This window comes from Caballeronia sp. LjRoot31, from assembly GCF_964253885.1.
Classification (GTDB): Bacteria; Pseudomonadota; Gammaproteobacteria; order Burkholderiales; family Burkholderiaceae; genus Caballeronia.
Map to the genome: position 1 here is coordinate 787,748 of NZ_CAXURX020000003.1, position 17,925 is coordinate 805,672.

Consider the following 17,925-nt stretch of genomic DNA (forward strand, 5'->3'; position numbering starts at 1 on the left):
CGCGTGCCTTGTTGCGCACAGGCCTTAAGCGATGGCATCTTGCCGCGCGCCATACACTTCGAGCGCGGCATCGTGCAGCGCCCGAAGCACAACGGTTGCCGCCGGTGACAATAATTGCGTCTGCCGCGTGATAATGCCGAATGCATCCATGCGGCAGGGCAGTTTAATAGCCAGCCGTTTGAGCGTGCCGAATTCCTCGTATTGCCGGGCGACCTCTTCGGGCATCACAGCGAGCATGTCGCTCTGCAGCAAAATGCCGGAGATGGCGAGGATGTTGTTGGTATTCACCACATTCTGCGGCGAACTGAGGCCGATCTGCGAAAACACCATATCAAATCTGTGCCGCAGCACGCTACCGGGAGGATGCAGAACCCAGCCTGCGTTGACAATGTCGTGCATGGTCAAGCCGGTCGCCTGTTCGAGCGGATGCCCGGGGCGCACGACCACGCAAAGCGGTTCCTCGGCAATAGGCTCGTATCGCACCGCGTCCTTGAACTGGCCCTGTCGCTCGAGTACGCGGCCGATCATGATGTCGAGGTGGCCCTCTGCAACCAGCGGCAGCATTACGTCTGAAGTCTCAACCTGCAACCATATCTGCAATTGCGGATAAAGCGCCTTCACGCGCGCGATGGCAAGCGGCACCATGGTTGCGGTGGCTGCGGCAATGGCGCCAATCTGCACCTGACCCACGAGTCCCGCGCGCAACGCGGAGATCTCGTCGTGCGCCTGGCTCAGATTCGAGAGCACCATGCGCGCGTGCCGGATCATCACTTCACCGTACAGCGTAGCGTGCATCCCGTAAGGCGTGCGGTCGAAAAGCCGCACCTCCAGCACGTCCTCCAGTTCCTTCAATAAACGCGATGCAGCTGGTTGTGTCATGCCGAGGACATCGGCAGCGCGGCGGACATTGCCTTCTTCTTCCATGGCCGCGAGCAGCATCAACTGCCGCGTCTTGAGGCGCGCGCGCACGAACCAGTTCGAGGAGCTTTGAGCCATTGCCCTGTGCCTATGCGTGAATTGAAACGACACTGAAAGCTTTTTTGCTTACTGGATATGCGGGCGTTTTTTTCATTGTCGTTTTCGCTCAGTGACAAAACGGTTGTGGTTCCGGGAAGGCGCGAATGCTCTATAGGGATCGGGCGAAACCCGCAGTGAAGACGCGTCTCGCAGGCCGTGGACGTCAATCGTAGCCGATCGTGGCTGTCAGACAAGCTCGCTACGCAAGCCGCATTATCGCCGCTTGGCAGCCGTCGCCCGGTTTGGTGCACGAGTGAGAAATGACAGGCGCTTGCCGAAGCCGGGCGAGCAATCCGGCGTTCGGTTGCTAAGCCGTGGCGATCAGCAATACGCCGGTGCCCGCTAGCCCGATGGTCCAGAGCCTGTCGAAGTTGATCCAGCCGCGCCTGAGCACGCCCACGCCCAGCCAGTCGTATACCAGCAGAGCGATGGCGCCGGTCACGAGCAAGGTGGCCAGCGTATGCAGGCCGACGGCGGCGAGCGAGACCAGCAAGGGCCCGGATGATTGGCCTGCCACGGACCCGCACAATGGGATCAGCGCTGGAATCAGCATGAGACCTGCGCCGTGCGCGGTCGCCATCAGGAACGACCAGACGACGAGGCCGGCAAAACCGGTCGTCATGCCAACACGCACGCGGTGCCGGTGCCCGTAGCGAACCTGATATACCGCCCAGGCGACGAGCAGGACGCCACTCGCGATGCGGATAAGATGGCTGTCCACGACCATCCCTGTAGTGAGCACGAGCGCGGCGACTATGCCGATAGAGAGTGCGTGGCCCAGTGCCATTGGCGGGATCGCGAGCAGGACGGCCAGCCGGCTACGCCGATGCAGACCGAGGGCGACCGCGAACAGCCAGCCCATGGCGGGGTTGATTCCATGAAAGACCCCGAGCCCTGCAATGGCGAGCCACTCCCATGCGTGGCCCGTCCCCGCCCATGCCATGTTCATGATGTGTCCGGCATGAGGGCTTCGCGAGAGCCGCGGCTCGCGGATAACGTCAACGATAACGTCACGGATAACAATACGAGTCCGACGAGCAATCGCCGCCCTCGAGCCGCACCTGATGTGGCCGGTGCGTGGAAGGCCACTCAACCAGGAAGCGCGGATCGAATTCAATACCGCCTTCGGGCGACGCATCGAGTTTCACCATCCAGCCGTTGAGACCATCGGGATAAAACTGGTCGTCGATAGCGCCGTATAGCGAATTGGTGAAATACACGCGGCGGCCGTCGCGGCTGACCTCGACCATCTGCGGTCCGCCGTTCAGGGGTCGCCCGGCCGCCTTCGGATGTGATTCGCGCGATACGATCCCGCCGATCCTCACGGTCCCGGTGAGTTTCGGCGCGAAGGGATCGGACACGTCGTATTGCCGCAAGTCGCCGGTTCCCCAGCACGCGACGTAGAGAAATCGGTCGTCCATTGACAGGTCGATGTCCGTAACGAGCGGAGGCACCGCGCCGAAGCCTTTCAGCATGGGTGGCAACAGATCGGGGTTGGCGGGCTCGGCCGGAATCTCGATGATCTTCTTGACGGCCCAGCGGTCACCATCGCGATACCACGTCCAGATCGACGCGGATAAGTCGTTCAGGCTGATTACGGAGTTGACGAAGCCGTATGCCTTGGTGGGATCGTGGGCCGGACGCAGTTCGAACACGAGCTGGTTCTCCGCGCCGAAATCGACTTCCTGTTTATGCTTGCGAGTATGCAGGTCCCAGAAATGCAGCTTGTGTCCGTATTGGCCGCCTAGCAGGATTTCCGGCACGAGGCCGTTTTCGAATGTAGCAGGCAAGCCCCATTCGCTTGTGACCAGGGTGTCGTGTCCGAGATGCCACCAGGCATCATAGGAAAGTTGCTGAGGACCACGATCTATTTCCCATTGACCGCGAATATCGAAGGTTTCATGGTCCATCAGGAAAATGCCGCCCGGCGCTTCGCCCTGCGCATTCCCCAATGCGGCCACGTAGATGCCCTCGGGTCCGCAGTGAACCGTATGGGGGCGTGTGTAGCCCGCTTTCTCCGCGACTTCGCTTGGTTCCAGCACGCGTACTATTTTAGGGTTGCGCGGGTCGGCCTTGGTATCGAGAATATGAATTCTTGACGATCGCAAGCCGGGCACGACCAGATAACGACGTTCGGCGTGGGGGTGGGGTGCATTTGGGCATAAGCAGGAACTGCAGGCGTTCCAGCCGAAATGATGAAGTTCGTCGCCCGTGTTGGGCATTGCAACGTTGCTGATCAGTTGCGAATAGCTGGCCGACGCGGGGTCCACGTCTATAACCGCGATGGCGTCTGGAACCTGTCGTGTTGGATCGAAGCTTGCGACGTACGCGATGGTTTCGTGCGGGGCTTTCATGGCCATCCGCGGGGAGGGATAGAACGTTGGATCCGGTGTCCAATTTGCCATGCCATTTCTCCAGGGAACGTTTTTCCCTGGTGGCCTGGTAGAGGCCGCTCCAAGGATTACCCGCAGACCTACTGGGCAAATATACCTTGTTTCCGGCAATTTAATTGCACGGGCGCGTTAGCGCCGAAAGCTTGTTTTCTTCTAAGCGAATATCGCGTAGCGATATAAAGACGGGCTACCTAAGGGGCTCCAGCCACGGGTAAACGAGAGGGTATGTCTCCCAGGTGAGTTGCGAATCGTGAGTTCGTTTGCACGCGGTCAGAGCAATCCTCTGGCAGGACGGGTCCCAAAGTATGGAGGCGGCAAATGGTGCTTGCCCGAGAGCGTACGGGGCGAAGCGTGTTCATGTCAGGATTCGCGAGAAGGAGGGGTTCAAACATCCTCCGCTCTGGCGAGCACCGTGCTTTTGGGGCACCTATGAATGAAAACTGCACGCTGTGGACACTTAGGGTAGAGCGGTTAAAGCGTTTTCTTTGCTTCGTTTCTTTGTCGCTTTGGACAAAGAAATGACGTGCCGCCACGCACAGTGGCTAACAGTGATAAAGAGAAAATCCGACTCACGCAGACTGCTAAGGCCGAAAGCAGCAACCCGGCACTGACCCCGACCGCTGTCCCCAGAACCTGGCAACCCGGCACTGACCCCGACCGCTACCCCCAGAACCCAACACCCCCGGCATAGACCCCTGACCACCGCCCGCGAACAAACCCCTCCCTACCCCTCGAATTTCTCAACCTCATGCCGCCCGCCAAGCAGCATCGCATCGGCAACATGCTGAAGCGGACTGACATCGACATCGCTTGAACCGGTCGAGATCAACTCGAAGAATCGATCATAAAGGCTTGGATATTCCCTCTCCCGTCCGATGTCCTTCACCTCCCCATCGATCTTTAAAAACTTCCCGCCCTGAGCCAGATGCAACACACCATCGCGGGTGGTCACTTCAATCTGCCACAATTCTTCCGGACCAAATCGCCAGTCGAATTCCGCCCGGATTGGCGTGCCAAGCGCGTCGCTGAAATCAAGGTTCGCGGCAATCGGATTGTGCCGGTTTGCCGGAACAAACAACTCTGCTGACTTCAGGAAAAACGCATGCGGCAAGATACGCGTGATGATGGATAACGCGTTGATACCCGGGTCGAATACACCGAGGCCGCCCGGTTGCCAGATCCACTCCTGACCCGGATGCCAGCGGCGCACATCTTCTTTCCACAGGACGTTCACCGCCGTAATTTCTTTACCGGCCAACCACGCACGCGCGGTTTCAACACCTGGAGCATGACGGGAATGCCACGACGCAAACAAGGTGCATTGATTTTGCTGCGCCAAGGAAGCGAGCACGGTAACTTCGGTCACGCTCGCACCCGGCGGTTTCTCCAGCATCACATGCTTGCCCGCTTCAAGCGCCGCGCGCGCCTGGGAGAAACGGACTTGCGGCGGCGCACACAACGACACGGCTTGCAAAAGCGGCTCCGCCGCCAGCATGTCTTCGACATTCTGATAATTCTGGACCCCATCGATCCGCGCATTCCGGCTCGCCCCTGCAATGAGCTTGAACCCGGAATGACCGGCGATAGCGGGTAAATGCTGATCGCGAGCGATCTTGCCGACGCCGGCAATGCCTATCGCAACTTGTTCTGTCATGGTTGGACCTTAAAGAAAGCTTCGTTGATGTGGTACGTAACGGTAGTGCGCAACGTGCGGGATTAATGCGAATGCCGCGGCACATCGGCACCTCGGCATCCTACGAGAAAATCGAAATCGCAGCCTTGGTCGGCTTGCAGGACGTGATCGACATACAGCTTTCTATACCCGCTCGTATCCGCAATCGCAACTGTTTGCACTTCGGCCCAATTAGCGAGACGGGAGGTGAGTTCCGCATCGCTGACGTCAAGGTGCAGCGTTCCGCCAAGGCAATCCAGTTCGATCCAGTCGCCTTCCTTCACCACCGCCAGCGGACCGCCGGCTCGCGCTTCGGGCGCAACGTGCAGCACCACCGTGCCATAGGCCGTGCCGCTCATGCGTGCGTCAGAGATCCGCACCATGTCGGTCACGCCTTGCGCCAGCAACTTGGGCGGCAAGCCCATGTTGCCCACTTCAGCCATGCCTGGATAGCCCTTCGGCCCACAGTTCTTCAACACGAGAACGGAGTCGGCCGTCACATCCAGTTCGGGGTCTCCGATGCGGGCCTTGTAGTCATCGAAGTTTTCAAACACGACCGCGCGGCCACGATGCTTGAGTAACGCCGCCGTCGCGGCCGACGGTTTGACCACCGCCCCATTGGGTGCGAGATTGCCGCGCACGATGCACAGGCCGCCGTCGGGAACGAGCGGTTTGTCGAGTGGACGAATGACTTCTTCGTCGTAGATAGGCGCTTCTTTCACGTTCTCCCATAACGAATGGCCGTTTGCCGTCAGCGCATCGGGATGGGGCAGCAGGCCTGCTTCGCCCAGGCGCCGGATCACGCCGGGCAAGCCGCCCGCGTAATAGAACTCCTCCATCAGGAAGCGCCCCGATGGTTGCAGATCGACCAGCGTAGGTGTGCCGCGGCCAATGCGCGTCCAGTCATCGAGTTCCAGATTCACGCCAATGCGCCCAGCGATTGCCTTCAAATGAATCGCTGCATTCGTCGATCCACCAATCGCCGCGTTCACGCGAATCGCGTTTTCGAAGGCTTCTTTCGTCAGGAGTTTCGAGAGCCGGACATCCTGCAGCGCCATCTCCACAATGCGCATGCCCGACATATGCGCGAGCACGTAGCGCCTGGAATCCACGGCCGGAATTGCCGCATTGTGCGGTAGCGTAACGCCAAGTGCTTCGGCCATGCAGGCCATGGTGGATGCGGTACCCATGGTGTTGCACGTGCCGGCCGAGCGCGACATGCCCGCTTCCGCCGACATGAATTCGTGCAGCGTGATCTTGCCGGCCTTCACTTGCTCGCTAAGTTGCCAGACCACCGTGCCCGAGCCGATATCGCGGCCATGATGTTTGCCGTTGAGCATCGGGCCGCCGCTTACCGCAATGGCCGGCACGTCGCAACTCGCTGCGCCCATCAACAACGCGGGCGTGGTTTTATCGCAGCCGACGAGCAGCACGACGGCATCGACCGGATTGCCCCGGATCGATTCCTCCACGTCCATGCTGGCGAGATTGCGTGTGAACATGGCGGTCGGGCGAAGGTTCGATTCGCCGTTTGAGAACACGGGGAATTCGACCGGGAATCCGCCGGCTTCGAACACCCCGCGCTTCACATGCTCGGCGAGCTTCCTGAAATGCGCGTTGCAAGGCGTGAGTTCTGACCACGTATTGCAAATGCCGATAATCGGTTTGCCCTGGAATTCGTGATCAGGAATGCCCTGGTTTTTCATCCAGCTTCGGTACATGAAACCGTTCTTGTCGGCTGTGCCGAACCATTGGGCGGAGCGCAGCGGGCGTTTTGCGTCTGACATCGATTTTTCCTTACCGTTTGCTATTCGTTTGCTATTTCAAGGCTTCATTTGCACGAACGCGCCTCCCGTTCGAGACCTGTTTGGTGATTCGCAAGACGCGCTGACCTATCCCTTTTATAGAGCATGCAGAGCAGTCGTGCTGTCTTACATGTCTTACTGCTGTCAACGGGAACGGCGACTGCAGCGCGTGTTTTTGGCGGGGGCGCGTTAACTTCTGGATCCAAGCGCAACGGGATCGGCTTTGTTCGCCGCATCGTGTTGCCGTACCGCATCTCGCCGCTTTAGCTTCGATCCCGCTCGTTCACCCGATGCCGTCCCATCCGATTTGCGCCGCGCCGCATGCCGTTCGATCACACGCTGCAACAGGCAGAACGCACACAGGAGGGCTCCTATCACGATACGGGTCCACCACGAACTCAGCGTGCCATCGAACGTAATGAGCGTCTGGATGGTCCCGAGAATGCCCACGCCGAAGACCGACCCGATCACGTAACCAACCCCACCCGTGAGCAGGGTTCCACCAATGACCGTGGCGGCGATGGCATCGAGTTCCATGCCCTGGCCTTGCAAGCCATAGCCCGAGAGCACATACAGCGTGAACACCACGCCGCCCAGCGCCGAGCAGAAGCCGCTCAATGCATACACGCCGACCTTCGTGCGCGCCACTGGCAGCCCCATCAGCAACGCGGAACGTTCGTTGCCGCCGACCGCATAGACGTTGCGTCCGAAGCGCGTGAAGTGCGCGACGAAGATGGCGAGCAGAAGCGTTGCGATGGCGATCAGGCCACCGGCCGTGAGCGACGCGCCATGAATGTCGATGTGAAAGCCCGACAGCGCGTGAAAGCTGGGGTCGTTAATGGTGATCGACTGCGTGGTGATCAGGAAACACCCGCCACGCGCGAGGAACATACCCGCCAGCGTGACAATGAACGGCTGTAGTTTGAAGAAGTGGATCAGCGCGCCCATCGCTGCGCCGTACATCGCGCCCAGCAAGAGCACGAGCGGCACGATCACCCATATCGGCCAGTGCAGGTGTTCAGCGAATACGGCGCAGAGAATGGTCGTCAGCGCGACGACCGATCCCACCGACAGGTCGATGCCGCCCGATACGATCACAAACGTCATGCCGATCGCGACGATCAACAGGAATGCGTTGTCGACGAGCAGGCCGAGCAACACTTGCAGCGAGAAGAATCCGGTGTACATCACGGAGCCGAAGCCGAAGAGCGCGATGAACAAAACGATGGTGACGACGATCGGCAATGTACGCGGATCGACCAGGCGGTCGAGAAGGTTCCTCATTTTGCTGCCTCGGCAAGGGGCTTTTTCAGGGCGTAGGAAAGGGCGCGTTTCAGTTGCCGCATGATGATCGTGCGGGCAGTGGCCGACTGGATCACGCTGACCACCAGCACCACCGCTGCCTTCACGACGAGCGTTGCTTCAGGCGGCACGCCGATGGAGTACGTGGTGTAGGTCAACGTCTGGATGATCAACGCGCCGAGCACGGTGCCCGCGAGGCTGAACTTCCCGCCGAGCAGCGACGTGCCGCCGAGCGTGACAGCGAGGATCGCATCGAGTTCGAGCAACAGTCCGGCGTTGTTGCCGTCGGCGCTACGCACGTTGGAGCTGATCAAAATGCCTGCTATAGCCGCCGTCAGCCCGGAGAAGGTATAGACCCCGAACACGATTGCGCTTGCGCGCAAGCCGACCAGTTTCGTGGCCACCGGATTGATACCGATCGCCCGGATGAACATGCCAAGCGCGGTGCGATTCATGAGTAGCGCGGTTGCGGCAATCGCACCGGCCGCGACCCACACGGAACACGGCATGCGGGCCAGATAACCGCCACCGACCATGAGATATCCGGGTGCGCCGATCGGGATGATCTGGCCGCCCGTGAGCAACTGCGCGACGCCGCGGCCGGCCACCATCAGGATCAGCGTCGCGATGATCGGCTGCATGCCGACGAACGCCACCAGCACGCCATTCCACATGCCGGCGAGCACACCCACTGCGAGCGCGGCGGCGAGTGCTTCACTGACCCGCGAGGGATCGTCGGCGAGGATGCTGGCGGCTGCCGCGCCGGCGATTGCAACGACTGCGCCGACGGAGATATCGATACCCCGCGTTGCAATCACGAGCGTCATGCCGAGCGAGACGAGCACGAGCGGCGCGGCACGATTGAGAATATCGATAGGCGCGCCGAACCAGTGGCCGTCGAGCATCGTGATTGAGAGGAAGTGCGCGTTCTGGCTCAGGTCGAGCAGGATCAGCAGCACGAGCGTGAGGGCCGGCCATACGAGAGGATGTTGCAAAGCGGCTTTGATGCGGTTCATCGGCTGCCTCCCGCAATGAGTCTGTACACCTGATCTTCCGACGCCGCGTGTCCCTCGACCTCCGCCACCTTGCGCCGGTCGCGCAGCACTGCAATCCGATGGCTCACGCGCACGACCTCGCTCACCTCGGAAGAGATGAATACAATGGCGAGCCCTTTCGCGCACAGCGCCAGCACGCGATCCATGATTTCGAATTTGGCCGCGACGTCGATGCCGCGCGTGGGTTCATCGAGGATCAGCATCTTCGGTTCCGTCGCAAGCCAGCGCGCGAGCAGGACCTTCTGCTGGTTGCCGCCCGACAAAAGTCCGATGGGCTGTTCGGCATCGGGCGCCTTGATGCCCAGCCGCTCGATATAGTCATCCGCTATCTGGCGTTGTTTTGCCTTGCGTATAACGCGCCACCAGCCGCGTTGCACCTGCAGCGCGAGAATGATGTTCTCTCGTATGGAAAGATCCGCGACAATGCCTTCCTTTTTCCGGTCCTCCGGGCAATACCCTATGCCACGGCGCACCGCATCGCGAGGAGAACGAAGCTTTACCGGCTTACCGTCGATAGACATGGCGCCCACGTCCGCCCGCTCCGCGCCGAACAGGAGCCGGGCGGTTTCGGTGCGGCCGGAACCGAGCAAGCCGGCCAGCCCGAGGATCTGGCCGGGCTGTACGTCGATATCAACGGGATTCATCACGCCACGCCGGCCGATGCCGCGCATTTCGAAGAACGGCGGCACAGCGGCCTTGTGCGCGGGCGGTTCGTCAGCCGCACGCTTCAGGCGCTCGGTCATCCGTTCATGGCCCACCATCTTTGAAACGAGCAGTTCCACCGGCAAATCGCGGGCGAGATATTCACCCTCGCGTTCGCCATTGCGCATGACCGTGATGCGGTCCGATATCGCGTAGGTTTGCTCAAGAAAGTGCGTGACGAACAGGATCGCCATGCCCGATTGCTTGAGCGTGCGCAGCACATCGAAGAGCCTTGCGACTTCGCCGTCGTCAAGGCTTGACGTTGGTTCATCGAGGATCAGCACGCGCGCATCCACCGAGACCGCGCGTGCGATTGCCACCATCTGCTGCACGGCGATCGGATAGGTATCGAGTGATTTGGTCACATCCAGGAAGACGTTCAGCTCGGCGAGCGCCGCTTCGGCCCGTGCATGAATGGTCTTCCAGTCGATAGCACCATGCTTCTTCGGCTGCCTTCCGGCGAACACGTTTTCAGCGACGGACAGATTCGGGCACAGGTTCACTTCTTGATAAAGCGTCCTGATTCCAGCCGCTTCCGCGTGAAGCGGGCTGGCGAAATTGACGGTTTCGCCGCCAAGCCGTATCTCGCCGGCATCGTGTGCATGGACGCCGGTGAGTACGTTGATGAGCGTCGATTTTCCGGCGCCGTTCTGGCCCATCAGCGTATGAATCTCTCCGGGAAACAAACTGAAGTCCACGTTCTGCAACGCCTTGACGCCTGGGAACGACTTGGAGATGCCAATGGTTTCAAGAATGGGCGAGCCGGTCATGAACGAAGGCCGAAAAGGGAGGTTGAAAGTGCGCAACGAGTCCGCCGTTGTTGCGCCTTATGTGACGGACTCGCGTTTGTCAGGTGTTTTTTCCGCAACCGCGGCGGCTCAGTACTTGCGCTGTGGCAAGACCTGCGCTGCAACGCTCATCGGGAAAATGGTTTCATCGGTCACGATGCGCTTGGGCAAGGTTTTTCCCGCCTTCACTTCCTTGACCGCGGTCATGAGTTGCGGTCCGAGCAGCGGACTGCATTCCACGTCGACATTGATCTTGCCCGCGACCATGGCTTCGAAGCCGCCCTTGGTGGCGTCGAACGAGACCACGCTCACATCGCGGCCGGGCTTCACGCCGGCTTCTTCCATCGCCTGGATTGCCCCGAGCGCCATGTCGTCGTTATGGGCATAGACCACGTTGATCTGCTTGCCGTAGGTCTTGATGAAGGCTTCCATGACCTGCTTGCCGCCCGCGAGCGTGAAGTCGCCGCTTTGCGACGCGATGACCTTGAACTTCGGATCGTTCTTGATCACTTCCAGCAGTCCGGCGCGACGATCGTTGGCGGGCGCTGAGCCGACCGTGCCCTGCAACTCGGCGATGTTGATGGGACCGGCGTCGTTCTTGTAGTGCTCTTCGAGCCATCTGCCCGCGCGGCGGCCTTCTTCGAGGAAGTCCGAGCCGATCATGGTCACGTACAGCGATGTGTCTTTAACATCGATATTGCGGTCAGTGAGAATCACCGGGATCCCGGCGTTTTTCGCTTCGATGAGTACCGGTTCCCAACCGGATTCCACGACCGGGGAGAACGCGATCACATCGACTTTCTGCGCGATATAAGAGCGGATCGCCTTGATCTGGTTTTCCTGCTTTTGCTGGGCATCGGAGAATTTCAGATTGATGCCGGCGTCTTTAGCCGCGCTTTTGACGGAAACGGTATTGGCCGTGCGCCAGGCGCTTTCCGCGCCGACCTGTGAGAAACCCAGGGTGATCTTGCTGTCATCGGCGTGGGCGGTCAGGTTTGCGCCCAGCAATAGCGCAGCACCAAGCAGCGCACCAATGGCTGCGCGTCGAGCATGTCTCATGGTTGTCTCCGATTGTTTGTGTTTATGTTCGGTACTGCCGCGCTTATCCGTGCTTATGCGTTTTTGCGCGGTCAACTGGTTCAGGTCGTACCGGAATGAAGCGTAGCGCCGGGGTTCATGGCGGTCCAATCAGTTATTTGGTATTTGCGATACCAGAATTGGTATGGCGAAGGGGAGTGTCGGCGCGGGCGGATTGCCGGAATTGGCTTGTCTCGTTGAAGCGGCCGCCCGCTGGCGGTAAGGGACTCCAGCGCTGAAAAGCGTCAGTCAGGCGTATCAGGATCGGACGCCGCGCACTCGCGAATGACATCGATGAACGCGCGCAATCCCGCCGGCACATGCCTGTGCCCGGGGTAGTACAAACAAAGCCCGGGTGCACGCTCGGACCAGTCGTCGAGCACGCTGACGAGGCGGCCGGCGGCGATGTGGTCGGCCACCGCCCACTGGCTCATCCATGCAAGGCCGACGCCGTGAAACGCGGCGTCGAGCATCAGATGCGGGCTGTCGAGCGTCAGTGCGCCCGGCACCTCAATATCGATGCGCTCGCCGTGTTGCCCGAACGTCCACTTGTAAGGCGCGCCGCCCGGCAGGCGGGCGCGAATGCATTCATGCGCGCGCAAGTCGTCGGGCACCATCGGCCGGGTGCGATCGGAAAAATACGCCGGCGCGCCCACCACCAGGAAGCGCACCGCCGCACTGCAAGGCACGGCGATCATGTCTTGCGGCACGTGGCCGATCTGCCGGACTCCGGCATCGAAACCTTCCGCGACGATGTCCACCATCCGCGCGTCCGTCACTATGTCGAGCTTCATGTCGGGATAACGCCGCAGGAATTCATAGCCGACAGGGTTTATCAACCGCAGCGCTGCGCCTTCCGACGCGTTGATGCGCAATGTGCCCGTCAGTGTTGCGCGATGCGTGTTGGCCTCATCCATTGCGGCGGAGATTTCGCGCAGTGCGGGACCGATGCGCGCGAGAAACTGCTCGCCGGCTTCGGTCAGCGATACGCTGCGCGTAGTGCGATGAAACAAGCGCACGCCCATGCGCTGTTCGAGCGCGGCGACCGCGTGACTCAGCGCCGATGGCGACATGCCGAGTTCTTTCGCGGCGCCGCGAAAGCTGCGGTGTGCCGCAACCGACGCCACCGATGTCAGTTCGGATAACGCTGTCTTGTTCATTGTTCCATTGTTCGATTACTTGCATTAACCCATGCGATATTGTGCGTATTGTCGCATCGATCATGGGTTGTTACCTTGTCCGCATGTCATCAACGGTCAGGGAAACAGAACCATGAGCAAGACGATTTTGATTACCGGCGCGTCGTCGGGTATTGGCCGGGCGAGCACGGCGTTGTTTGCCGCGAAGGGTTGGAACGTGGTTGCGACGATGCGTCATCCCGACGCGTCGCTTGAGGCGGACAATCTGCTGGTCGAGAAGCTGGATGTGCAGGACGTCGACAGTATTCAACACGCCGTCGATGCCGGCATCGCGCGCTTTGGTGCGATCGATGTGTTGCTCAACAACGCCGGTTATGGTCAATACGGGTTGTTCGAGGCGCTGTCGCGGGAAGACATCCAGACGCAGTTCGACGTCAACGTGTTCGGCGTGATGAACGTCACGCGTGCGGTCCTGCCGCATTTCCGGGCGCGCAAGTCCGGTGTGATCGTGAACGTCGGGTCGGGGGCGGGCATTTTCACGCTGCCGATGATCTCGCTCTACTGCGCGAGCAAGTTCGCACTGGAGGGCTTCTCTGAAGCGTTGTCGTATGAACTGGCGTCGCAAGGTATCGGCGTGAAGCTCGTTGATCCGCACGGGGGCGTGACGAGCACGCGGTTTAACGAGCGGTTGGCGCAAAGCGCGGCGAGCAGCGACGCGTTGAAGGACTATGACAATTTTGTCGGCCGCACGAGCGAGGCCTTCGCCAATCTCGCGGCGGCGAGCAATATCACGGCGGAAGAGGTGGCGCACGTCATTCACGGTGCGGCGACCGATGGTACTGACCGCTTGCGCTACCTTGTCGGCGATGATGCGCGCGGCTTTATCAAGGCGCGCCGCAACCTGGATGATCAGGACTATATCGATTTCATGCGGGCGCGGTTTCCTTCTGCATGAGGTTTGGGGCGGCGGTCATAGCGTTGGGGGGATTGGCGTGAGGGGGAGGTCTGCTGGCGCTCGTGGTTCTGGGTTTATGCCGGGGTAGTCGGTTCTGGGGTTAGTGGTCGGGGTCTATGCCGGGTTGGTGCTTTCGGCGTTAGTGGTCAGAGGTCAATGCCGGGTTGCTGCTTTCAGTGTTAGTGGTCTGCGAGAGTCGGATTTTCTCTTTATCACTATTAGCCACTGTGCGTGGCGGCACGTCATTTCTTTGTCCAAAGCGACAAAGAAACGAAGCAAAGAAAACGCTTTCAACCACGCTACCCTAAGTGTCCACAGCGTGCAGTTTCTATTCATAGGTGCCCCAAAAGCACGGTGCTCGCCAGAGCGAAGGATGTGTGAAACCCTCCTTCTCACGAATCCTGACACGAACACGCTTCGCCCCGTACGCTCTCGGGCAAGCACAATTGCTAAGGAACCTGCCCAAGGAGCACCCCGCGCTATCCGCGGACGACCTCCCTCTAAATGTGTATGCGCCTCGAACCTCGTCGCCAACCCGCCAAGAAACGCGGCCGCAAAGATGCGGGCGGGCGTAACCGACGAAAATAGCTGTACAGAACGCGCAGCCAATTCACAAAAACTGAAGCAGTAAACACAAACACGCATCAAGCCGTGGTCAATGAATACGGTCGCACAGACCAAGTAGCTAACCTGTCAAAAAACCGCAGCCGTAAATACCTGTAAGGCCGTGCGGGTTCATTGGCAATTGTGCTTGCCCGAGAGCGTACGGGGCGAAGCGTGTTCGTGTCAGGATTCGCGAGAAGGAGGGGTTCAAACATCCTTCGCTCTGGCGAGCACCGTGCTTTTGGGGCACCCATGAATAGAAACTGCACGCTGTGGACACTTAGGGTAGCGTGGTTGAAAGCGTTTTCTTTGCTTCGTTTCTTTGTCGCTTTGGACAAAGAAATGACGTGCCGCCACGCACAGTGGCTAATAGTGATAAAGAAAAAATCCGAGTCACGCAGACCACCACGGCCGAAAGCACCAACCCGGCATAGACCCCGACCACTAACCCACAACCGACCACCCCGACACCTAACCGACCACCCCGACACCTAACCCACCACTTCCCGGTACTTCGCGAACTTCGACGTCTGCCCGATCCCCGGGTTGAAGCAATTGCAAGGATCGATCTGCTGATAGAACGCGGCGAGCTGAGGCTTCGCACGATACAGATGCCCAACGTTATGTTCCGCCGGATACTCGGCCCCGCGCCGGTCCAGCAGCGTCCACATCTTGTGTTCGACTTCAAGGCAGTCATTGCCCTTCTTGACGATGTAATCCTGATGAAACACGTGACACAGGAAGTGGCCGTAATACAACTTGATAGAGATCGTCTCTTCGATGTCCGCCGGCAGCGTCTCGATCCAGTCGCGATCATTGCGGCGCAAAGCAACGTCGAGCGCGACGATGTTCTCCACTTCCCGTGTGTGCACGGCGCGATAGCGGACCGCGGCGCCGGCAGCGGCGAAGCGGTGCAGGAACGCTTTCGTGCCCTCTTCGTCGGTGCATTCGAAATAGCCGCCGGTGGCGCTTTCAAAATAGCTTGATAGGAAGGCACGCGTTTCTTCCACACTTTCGGCCGTCACTTTCAGCATCAGGTGATGCTCGTACTTGTCTCGATACTGTTTCATACGCGGCGGCAGATGGCTTGGAAACAGCCGGCTCGCAGCCTGCATGACGCGGTCGGTGAAATGCGAAGGGAAAAACCCGAGGCGATCGAACAGCGCATCGAAACGGCTCTTTAGTCCGAACAGCGCAGGCAGCCGGGACGTGCCAAGATAGTTGATTGCGAGGAAGGTATCTTTGCCGTACTCCTCAGCAATATCGAATGCATCTCGATGAAGGTATTCCCCCGAGATCGGCAAGTGTTTGAAGTCGTGCAGCGCGTGACGGCGGATCTCAGTGAGCTCGTCGGGCCGGTTCGTGCCAATATAAAAAACCTTTGCGTTCTGCTCGATCGGAAACGTGTCGAGCCGTACCGCGAACACCATCACCTTGCCGGCCGAGCCCGACGCCTCATGGAGGCGCTGTGGATCCGCGTTGAAGCGCGCCGGTGTATCGGCATCGATCTCGCGGACGTGAGTCGCGTAGCCGTGATCCGATCCGGCGCCCGCGTCGTGCCGGACATCGGCATCCGAGAACTCACCGCGCTCAAGCCGGCCAAGGATGCCGTCGGGTGTTTCGCCAAGTTCGATTCCCAGATGGTTCACCAGGTTCAGCTTGCCTGCCGCGTCGACCTGCGCAAATACCGCCATCTCCGTATACGCCGGGCCGCGATGCACCAGCGCACCGCCCGAGTTGTTGCAGACACCGCCGAATACCGACGCGCCGATGCAGCTCGATCCAATCACCGAATGCGGCTCGCGGCCAAGGGGCTTCAGTATTCTTTCCAGTTGGTCGAGTGTCGCCCCCGGAAGGCAAACGACCTGCTTGCCATCGTTGATCACGTACACCTTCTTCATGCGGCTCGTACTGACGATCACGATGTCGCGATCATAGTCGTTGCCGTCAGGTGTCGAGCCACCCGTGAGACCGGTGTTCGACGCCTGCGTGATGACAATCACATTCGCCGCGATGCAAGCCTGCAGCACGTTCCATTGTTCGACGATCGTGCCGGGGCGCACTACCGCGAGCGCCTTGCCTGCGCCAAAACGAAAGCCCGTGCGGTAGCGGCGGGTCGCGCCGTCATCGGTCAGGGTGTGCTCCTTGCCGACGATGTTGCGCAGGTCGGCAATCAACGTGTTGGCCGCGTCGGCCGGGAGGGTTGCCATTGGTACGCGCGCTGTTGACATGAAATTCTCCTGAGGAAATGTTGAGCGTGACGCGCATCGATTTCATCCGGCCGTTTCGAGTGCGGCCTTTAAGCGCATCAGGTTGACGCAAAGGTTAAAATCATGCCGGTCATTAGTCCAATATCTCGAAGTCGCTATTTGGAGACGAAAAAGATATGGAATTTCGCCAGTTGCGCTACTTCCTCGCCGTCGCCGAGCATCTGCATTTCACCGATGCCGCGGCGCATCTGGGAATCGCCCAGCCGCCCTTGAGCCAGCAGATCCTGAAGCTCGAGCGGGAAATCGGCACCCAGCTCTTCATCCGGCATCCGCGCCGCGTCGAATTGACCGAAGCAGGACGGCTCTTTCGCGAAAGCGCGCGGCGTATCGTCGAGGACGCACAGCAAGCGTTCGTTGAGGTGCAGAACGCGGGGCGCGGAGAGACGGGACGGCTATCGCTTGGTTTCGCGGGCTCGACGGTATTTCACCCCGTGGTCGCGACAACGATGCAGAAGTATCGGCATGCGTATGAGCACGTCGCCATTAGTTGTGAGGAAAGCAATAGCTCGCTGCTGCTCGACCGGGTCGCCGAGCGGCAGCTCGACGCCGCGCTGGTGCGCATGCCGCTGAACTGCCGGGATCTGATCGTCGAACCGCTCGTCGATGAAGACATGTTGGCGGTGCTGCCGGCGAACCATCGCCTGAGCCGGCGACGGCGCGTCGATCTGGCCAACCTCGCGGACGATCCGTTCATCCTCTTTCCGCGGCCGATCGGGCCGGATCTATACGACTCGATCATCAGCGCGTGCCGCGAAGCTGGCTTCGCGCCCTCGATCGGCATGGAGTCGCCACAGATTTCATCGGCGGCAAACCTAGTCGCGGCTGGATTTGGTGTTGCCGTGGTTCCCGCGTCGATCGGGCAGATCCAGGTTGAAGGCGTGTCGTATCACGAACTGCAGGGCAAGCCGCTTTCGACCGGTATCGCATTGATCCATCGGCAGCGCGAAAAGTCGCCGACCGTGCTGAACTTCGTCAGGATTTTGCGGCAGCAGCGAGTGGCCCGCTGACTTCAACTTGTGCACAGACCGCCGTGTCTCGGCGACCAAGCCGCGTAACTGGCGATACCCCCGCGCAACCAGCGCTGTCGCCCCCCGGCGGCGAGGATATAAGGCGCTTGAAAGGCTTATCGAAGCGATGACCTGCAGGC

At 60.0% G+C, this 17,925-nt stretch carries 13 protein-coding genes; 2 read left to right on the top strand and 11 right to left on the bottom strand.

Annotated features, from left to right (window positions below):
- Window positions 1-24: 24 nt before the first annotated feature.
- The 10 genes from ACSQ8V_RS32320 to ACSQ8V_RS32365 all read right to left on the bottom strand — a co-directional run bounded on the left by ACSQ8V_RS32320 (window position 25) and on the right by ACSQ8V_RS32365 (window position 12,971).
- Complete coding sequence (locus tag ACSQ8V_RS32320) at window positions 25-996, bottom strand: LysR family transcriptional regulator (RefSeq protein WP_213768094.1); 972 nt, start codon at window positions 994-996, stop codon at window positions 25-27.
- Between the two features lie 328 nt (window positions 997-1,324).
- The gene (locus tag ACSQ8V_RS32325; protein WP_436208523.1) at window positions 1,325-1,966 is read right to left on the bottom strand and encodes a hypothetical protein; all 642 of its coding nucleotides are present in this window, start codon (window positions 1,964-1,966) and stop codon (window positions 1,325-1,327) included.
- A gap of 61 nt (window positions 1,967-2,027) precedes the next feature.
- Window positions 2,028-3,422: a selenium-binding family protein gene (locus tag ACSQ8V_RS32330; protein ID WP_436208524.1), complete on the bottom strand. Its 1,395-nt coding sequence runs from the start codon at window positions 3,420-3,422 to the stop codon at window positions 2,028-2,030.
- 712 nt (window positions 3,423-4,134) lie between these two features.
- Window positions 4,135-5,064: a Gfo/Idh/MocA family protein gene (locus ACSQ8V_RS32335; protein WP_436208525.1), complete on the bottom strand. Its 930-nt coding sequence runs from the start codon at window positions 5,062-5,064 to the stop codon at window positions 4,135-4,137.
- Window positions 5,065-5,126: 62 nt separating this feature from the next.
- Window positions 5,127-6,869: an IlvD/Edd family dehydratase gene (locus ACSQ8V_RS32340; RefSeq protein WP_213768097.1), complete on the bottom strand. Its 1,743-nt coding sequence runs from the start codon at window positions 6,867-6,869 to the stop codon at window positions 5,127-5,129.
- 207 nt (window positions 6,870-7,076) lie between these two features.
- Complete coding sequence (gene yjfF, locus ACSQ8V_RS32345) at window positions 7,077-8,171, bottom strand: galactofuranose ABC transporter, permease protein YjfF (RefSeq protein WP_436208526.1); 1,095 nt, start codon at window positions 8,169-8,171, stop codon at window positions 7,077-7,079.
- Complete coding sequence (locus ACSQ8V_RS32350; protein WP_436208527.1) at window positions 8,168-9,205, bottom strand: ABC transporter permease; 1,038 nt, start codon at window positions 9,203-9,205, stop codon at window positions 8,168-8,170. The genes yjfF and ACSQ8V_RS32350 overlap by 4 nt, the downstream gene beginning before the upstream one ends.
- A complete protein-coding gene (locus tag ACSQ8V_RS32355) occupies window positions 9,202-10,716 on the bottom strand; it encodes a sugar ABC transporter ATP-binding protein (RefSeq protein WP_436208528.1) in 1,515 nt (504 codons plus the stop codon). The genes ACSQ8V_RS32350 and ACSQ8V_RS32355 overlap by 4 nt, the downstream gene beginning before the upstream one ends.
- Before the next feature lie 108 nt (window positions 10,717-10,824).
- Window positions 10,825-11,793, bottom strand: a complete 969-nt coding sequence (locus tag ACSQ8V_RS32360; protein ID WP_436208529.1) for an ABC transporter substrate-binding protein — start codon at window positions 11,791-11,793, stop codon at window positions 10,825-10,827.
- A gap of 263 nt (window positions 11,794-12,056) precedes the next feature.
- Window positions 12,057-12,971: a LysR family transcriptional regulator gene (locus ACSQ8V_RS32365; RefSeq protein ID WP_436208530.1), complete on the bottom strand. Its 915-nt coding sequence runs from the start codon at window positions 12,969-12,971 to the stop codon at window positions 12,057-12,059.
- A 112-nt stretch (window positions 12,972-13,083) separates the two neighbouring features.
- Here ACSQ8V_RS32365 and ACSQ8V_RS32370 point away from each other — a divergent pair, with 112 nt between their 5' ends.
- Window positions 13,084-13,905, top strand: coding sequence for an SDR family oxidoreductase (locus tag ACSQ8V_RS32370; RefSeq protein WP_436208531.1), 822 nt, complete (start codon window positions 13,084-13,086; stop codon window positions 13,903-13,905).
- Between the two features lie 1,094 nt (window positions 13,906-14,999).
- On the opposite strand, the gene dld is transcribed toward ACSQ8V_RS32370, so the two are convergent.
- Window positions 15,000-16,739: a D-lactate dehydrogenase gene (gene dld, locus ACSQ8V_RS32375; RefSeq protein ID WP_436208532.1), complete on the bottom strand. Its 1,740-nt coding sequence runs from the start codon at window positions 16,737-16,739 to the stop codon at window positions 15,000-15,002.
- Window positions 16,740-16,894: 155 nt separating this feature from the next.
- Here dld and ACSQ8V_RS32380 point away from each other — a divergent pair, with 155 nt between their 5' ends.
- On the top strand, window positions 16,895-17,785 hold the full coding sequence (locus ACSQ8V_RS32380; protein ID WP_213768806.1) for a LysR family transcriptional regulator: 891 nt from the start codon (window positions 16,895-16,897) through the stop codon (window positions 17,783-17,785).
- Window positions 17,786-17,925 lie beyond the last annotated feature (140 nt).

Bases quoted from the DNA above. Each gene is read 5' to 3' on its own strand.
- ACSQ8V_RS32320 (WP_213768094.1), bottom strand. From the start codon at position 996: ATGGCTCAAAGCTCCTCGAACTGGTTCGTGCGCGCGCGCCTCAAGACG.
- ACSQ8V_RS32325 (WP_436208523.1), bottom strand. From the start codon at position 1,966: ATGAACATGGCATGGGCGGGGACGGGCCACGCATGGGAGTGGCTCGCC.
- ACSQ8V_RS32330 (WP_436208524.1), bottom strand. From the start codon at position 3,422: ATGGCAAATTGGACACCGGATCCAACGTTCTATCCCTCCCCGCGGATG.
- ACSQ8V_RS32335 (WP_436208525.1), bottom strand. From the start codon at position 5,064: ATGACAGAACAAGTTGCGATAGGCATTGCCGGCGTCGGCAAGATCGCT.
- ACSQ8V_RS32340 (WP_213768097.1), bottom strand. From the start codon at position 6,869: ATGTCAGACGCAAAACGCCCGCTGCGCTCCGCCCAATGGTTCGGCACA.
- yjfF (WP_436208526.1), bottom strand. From the start codon at position 8,171: ATGAGGAACCTTCTCGACCGCCTGGTCGATCCGCGTACATTGCCGATC.
- ACSQ8V_RS32350 (WP_436208527.1), bottom strand. From the start codon at position 9,205: ATGAACCGCATCAAAGCCGCTTTGCAACATCCTCTCGTATGGCCGGCC.
- ACSQ8V_RS32355 (WP_436208528.1), bottom strand. From the start codon at position 10,716: ATGACCGGCTCGCCCATTCTTGAAACCATTGGCATCTCCAAGTCGTTC.
- ACSQ8V_RS32360 (WP_436208529.1), bottom strand. From the start codon at position 11,793: ATGAGACATGCTCGACGCGCAGCCATTGGTGCGCTGCTTGGTGCTGCG.
- ACSQ8V_RS32365 (WP_436208530.1), bottom strand. From the start codon at position 12,971: ATGAACAAGACAGCGTTATCCGAACTGACATCGGTGGCGTCGGTTGCG.
- ACSQ8V_RS32370 (WP_436208531.1), top strand. From the start codon at position 13,084: ATGAGCAAGACGATTTTGATTACCGGCGCGTCGTCGGGTATTGGCCGG.
- dld (WP_436208532.1), bottom strand. From the start codon at position 16,739: ATGTCAACAGCGCGCGTACCAATGGCAACCCTCCCGGCCGACGCGGCC.
- ACSQ8V_RS32380 (WP_213768806.1), top strand. From the start codon at position 16,895: ATGGAATTTCGCCAGTTGCGCTACTTCCTCGCCGTCGCCGAGCATCTG.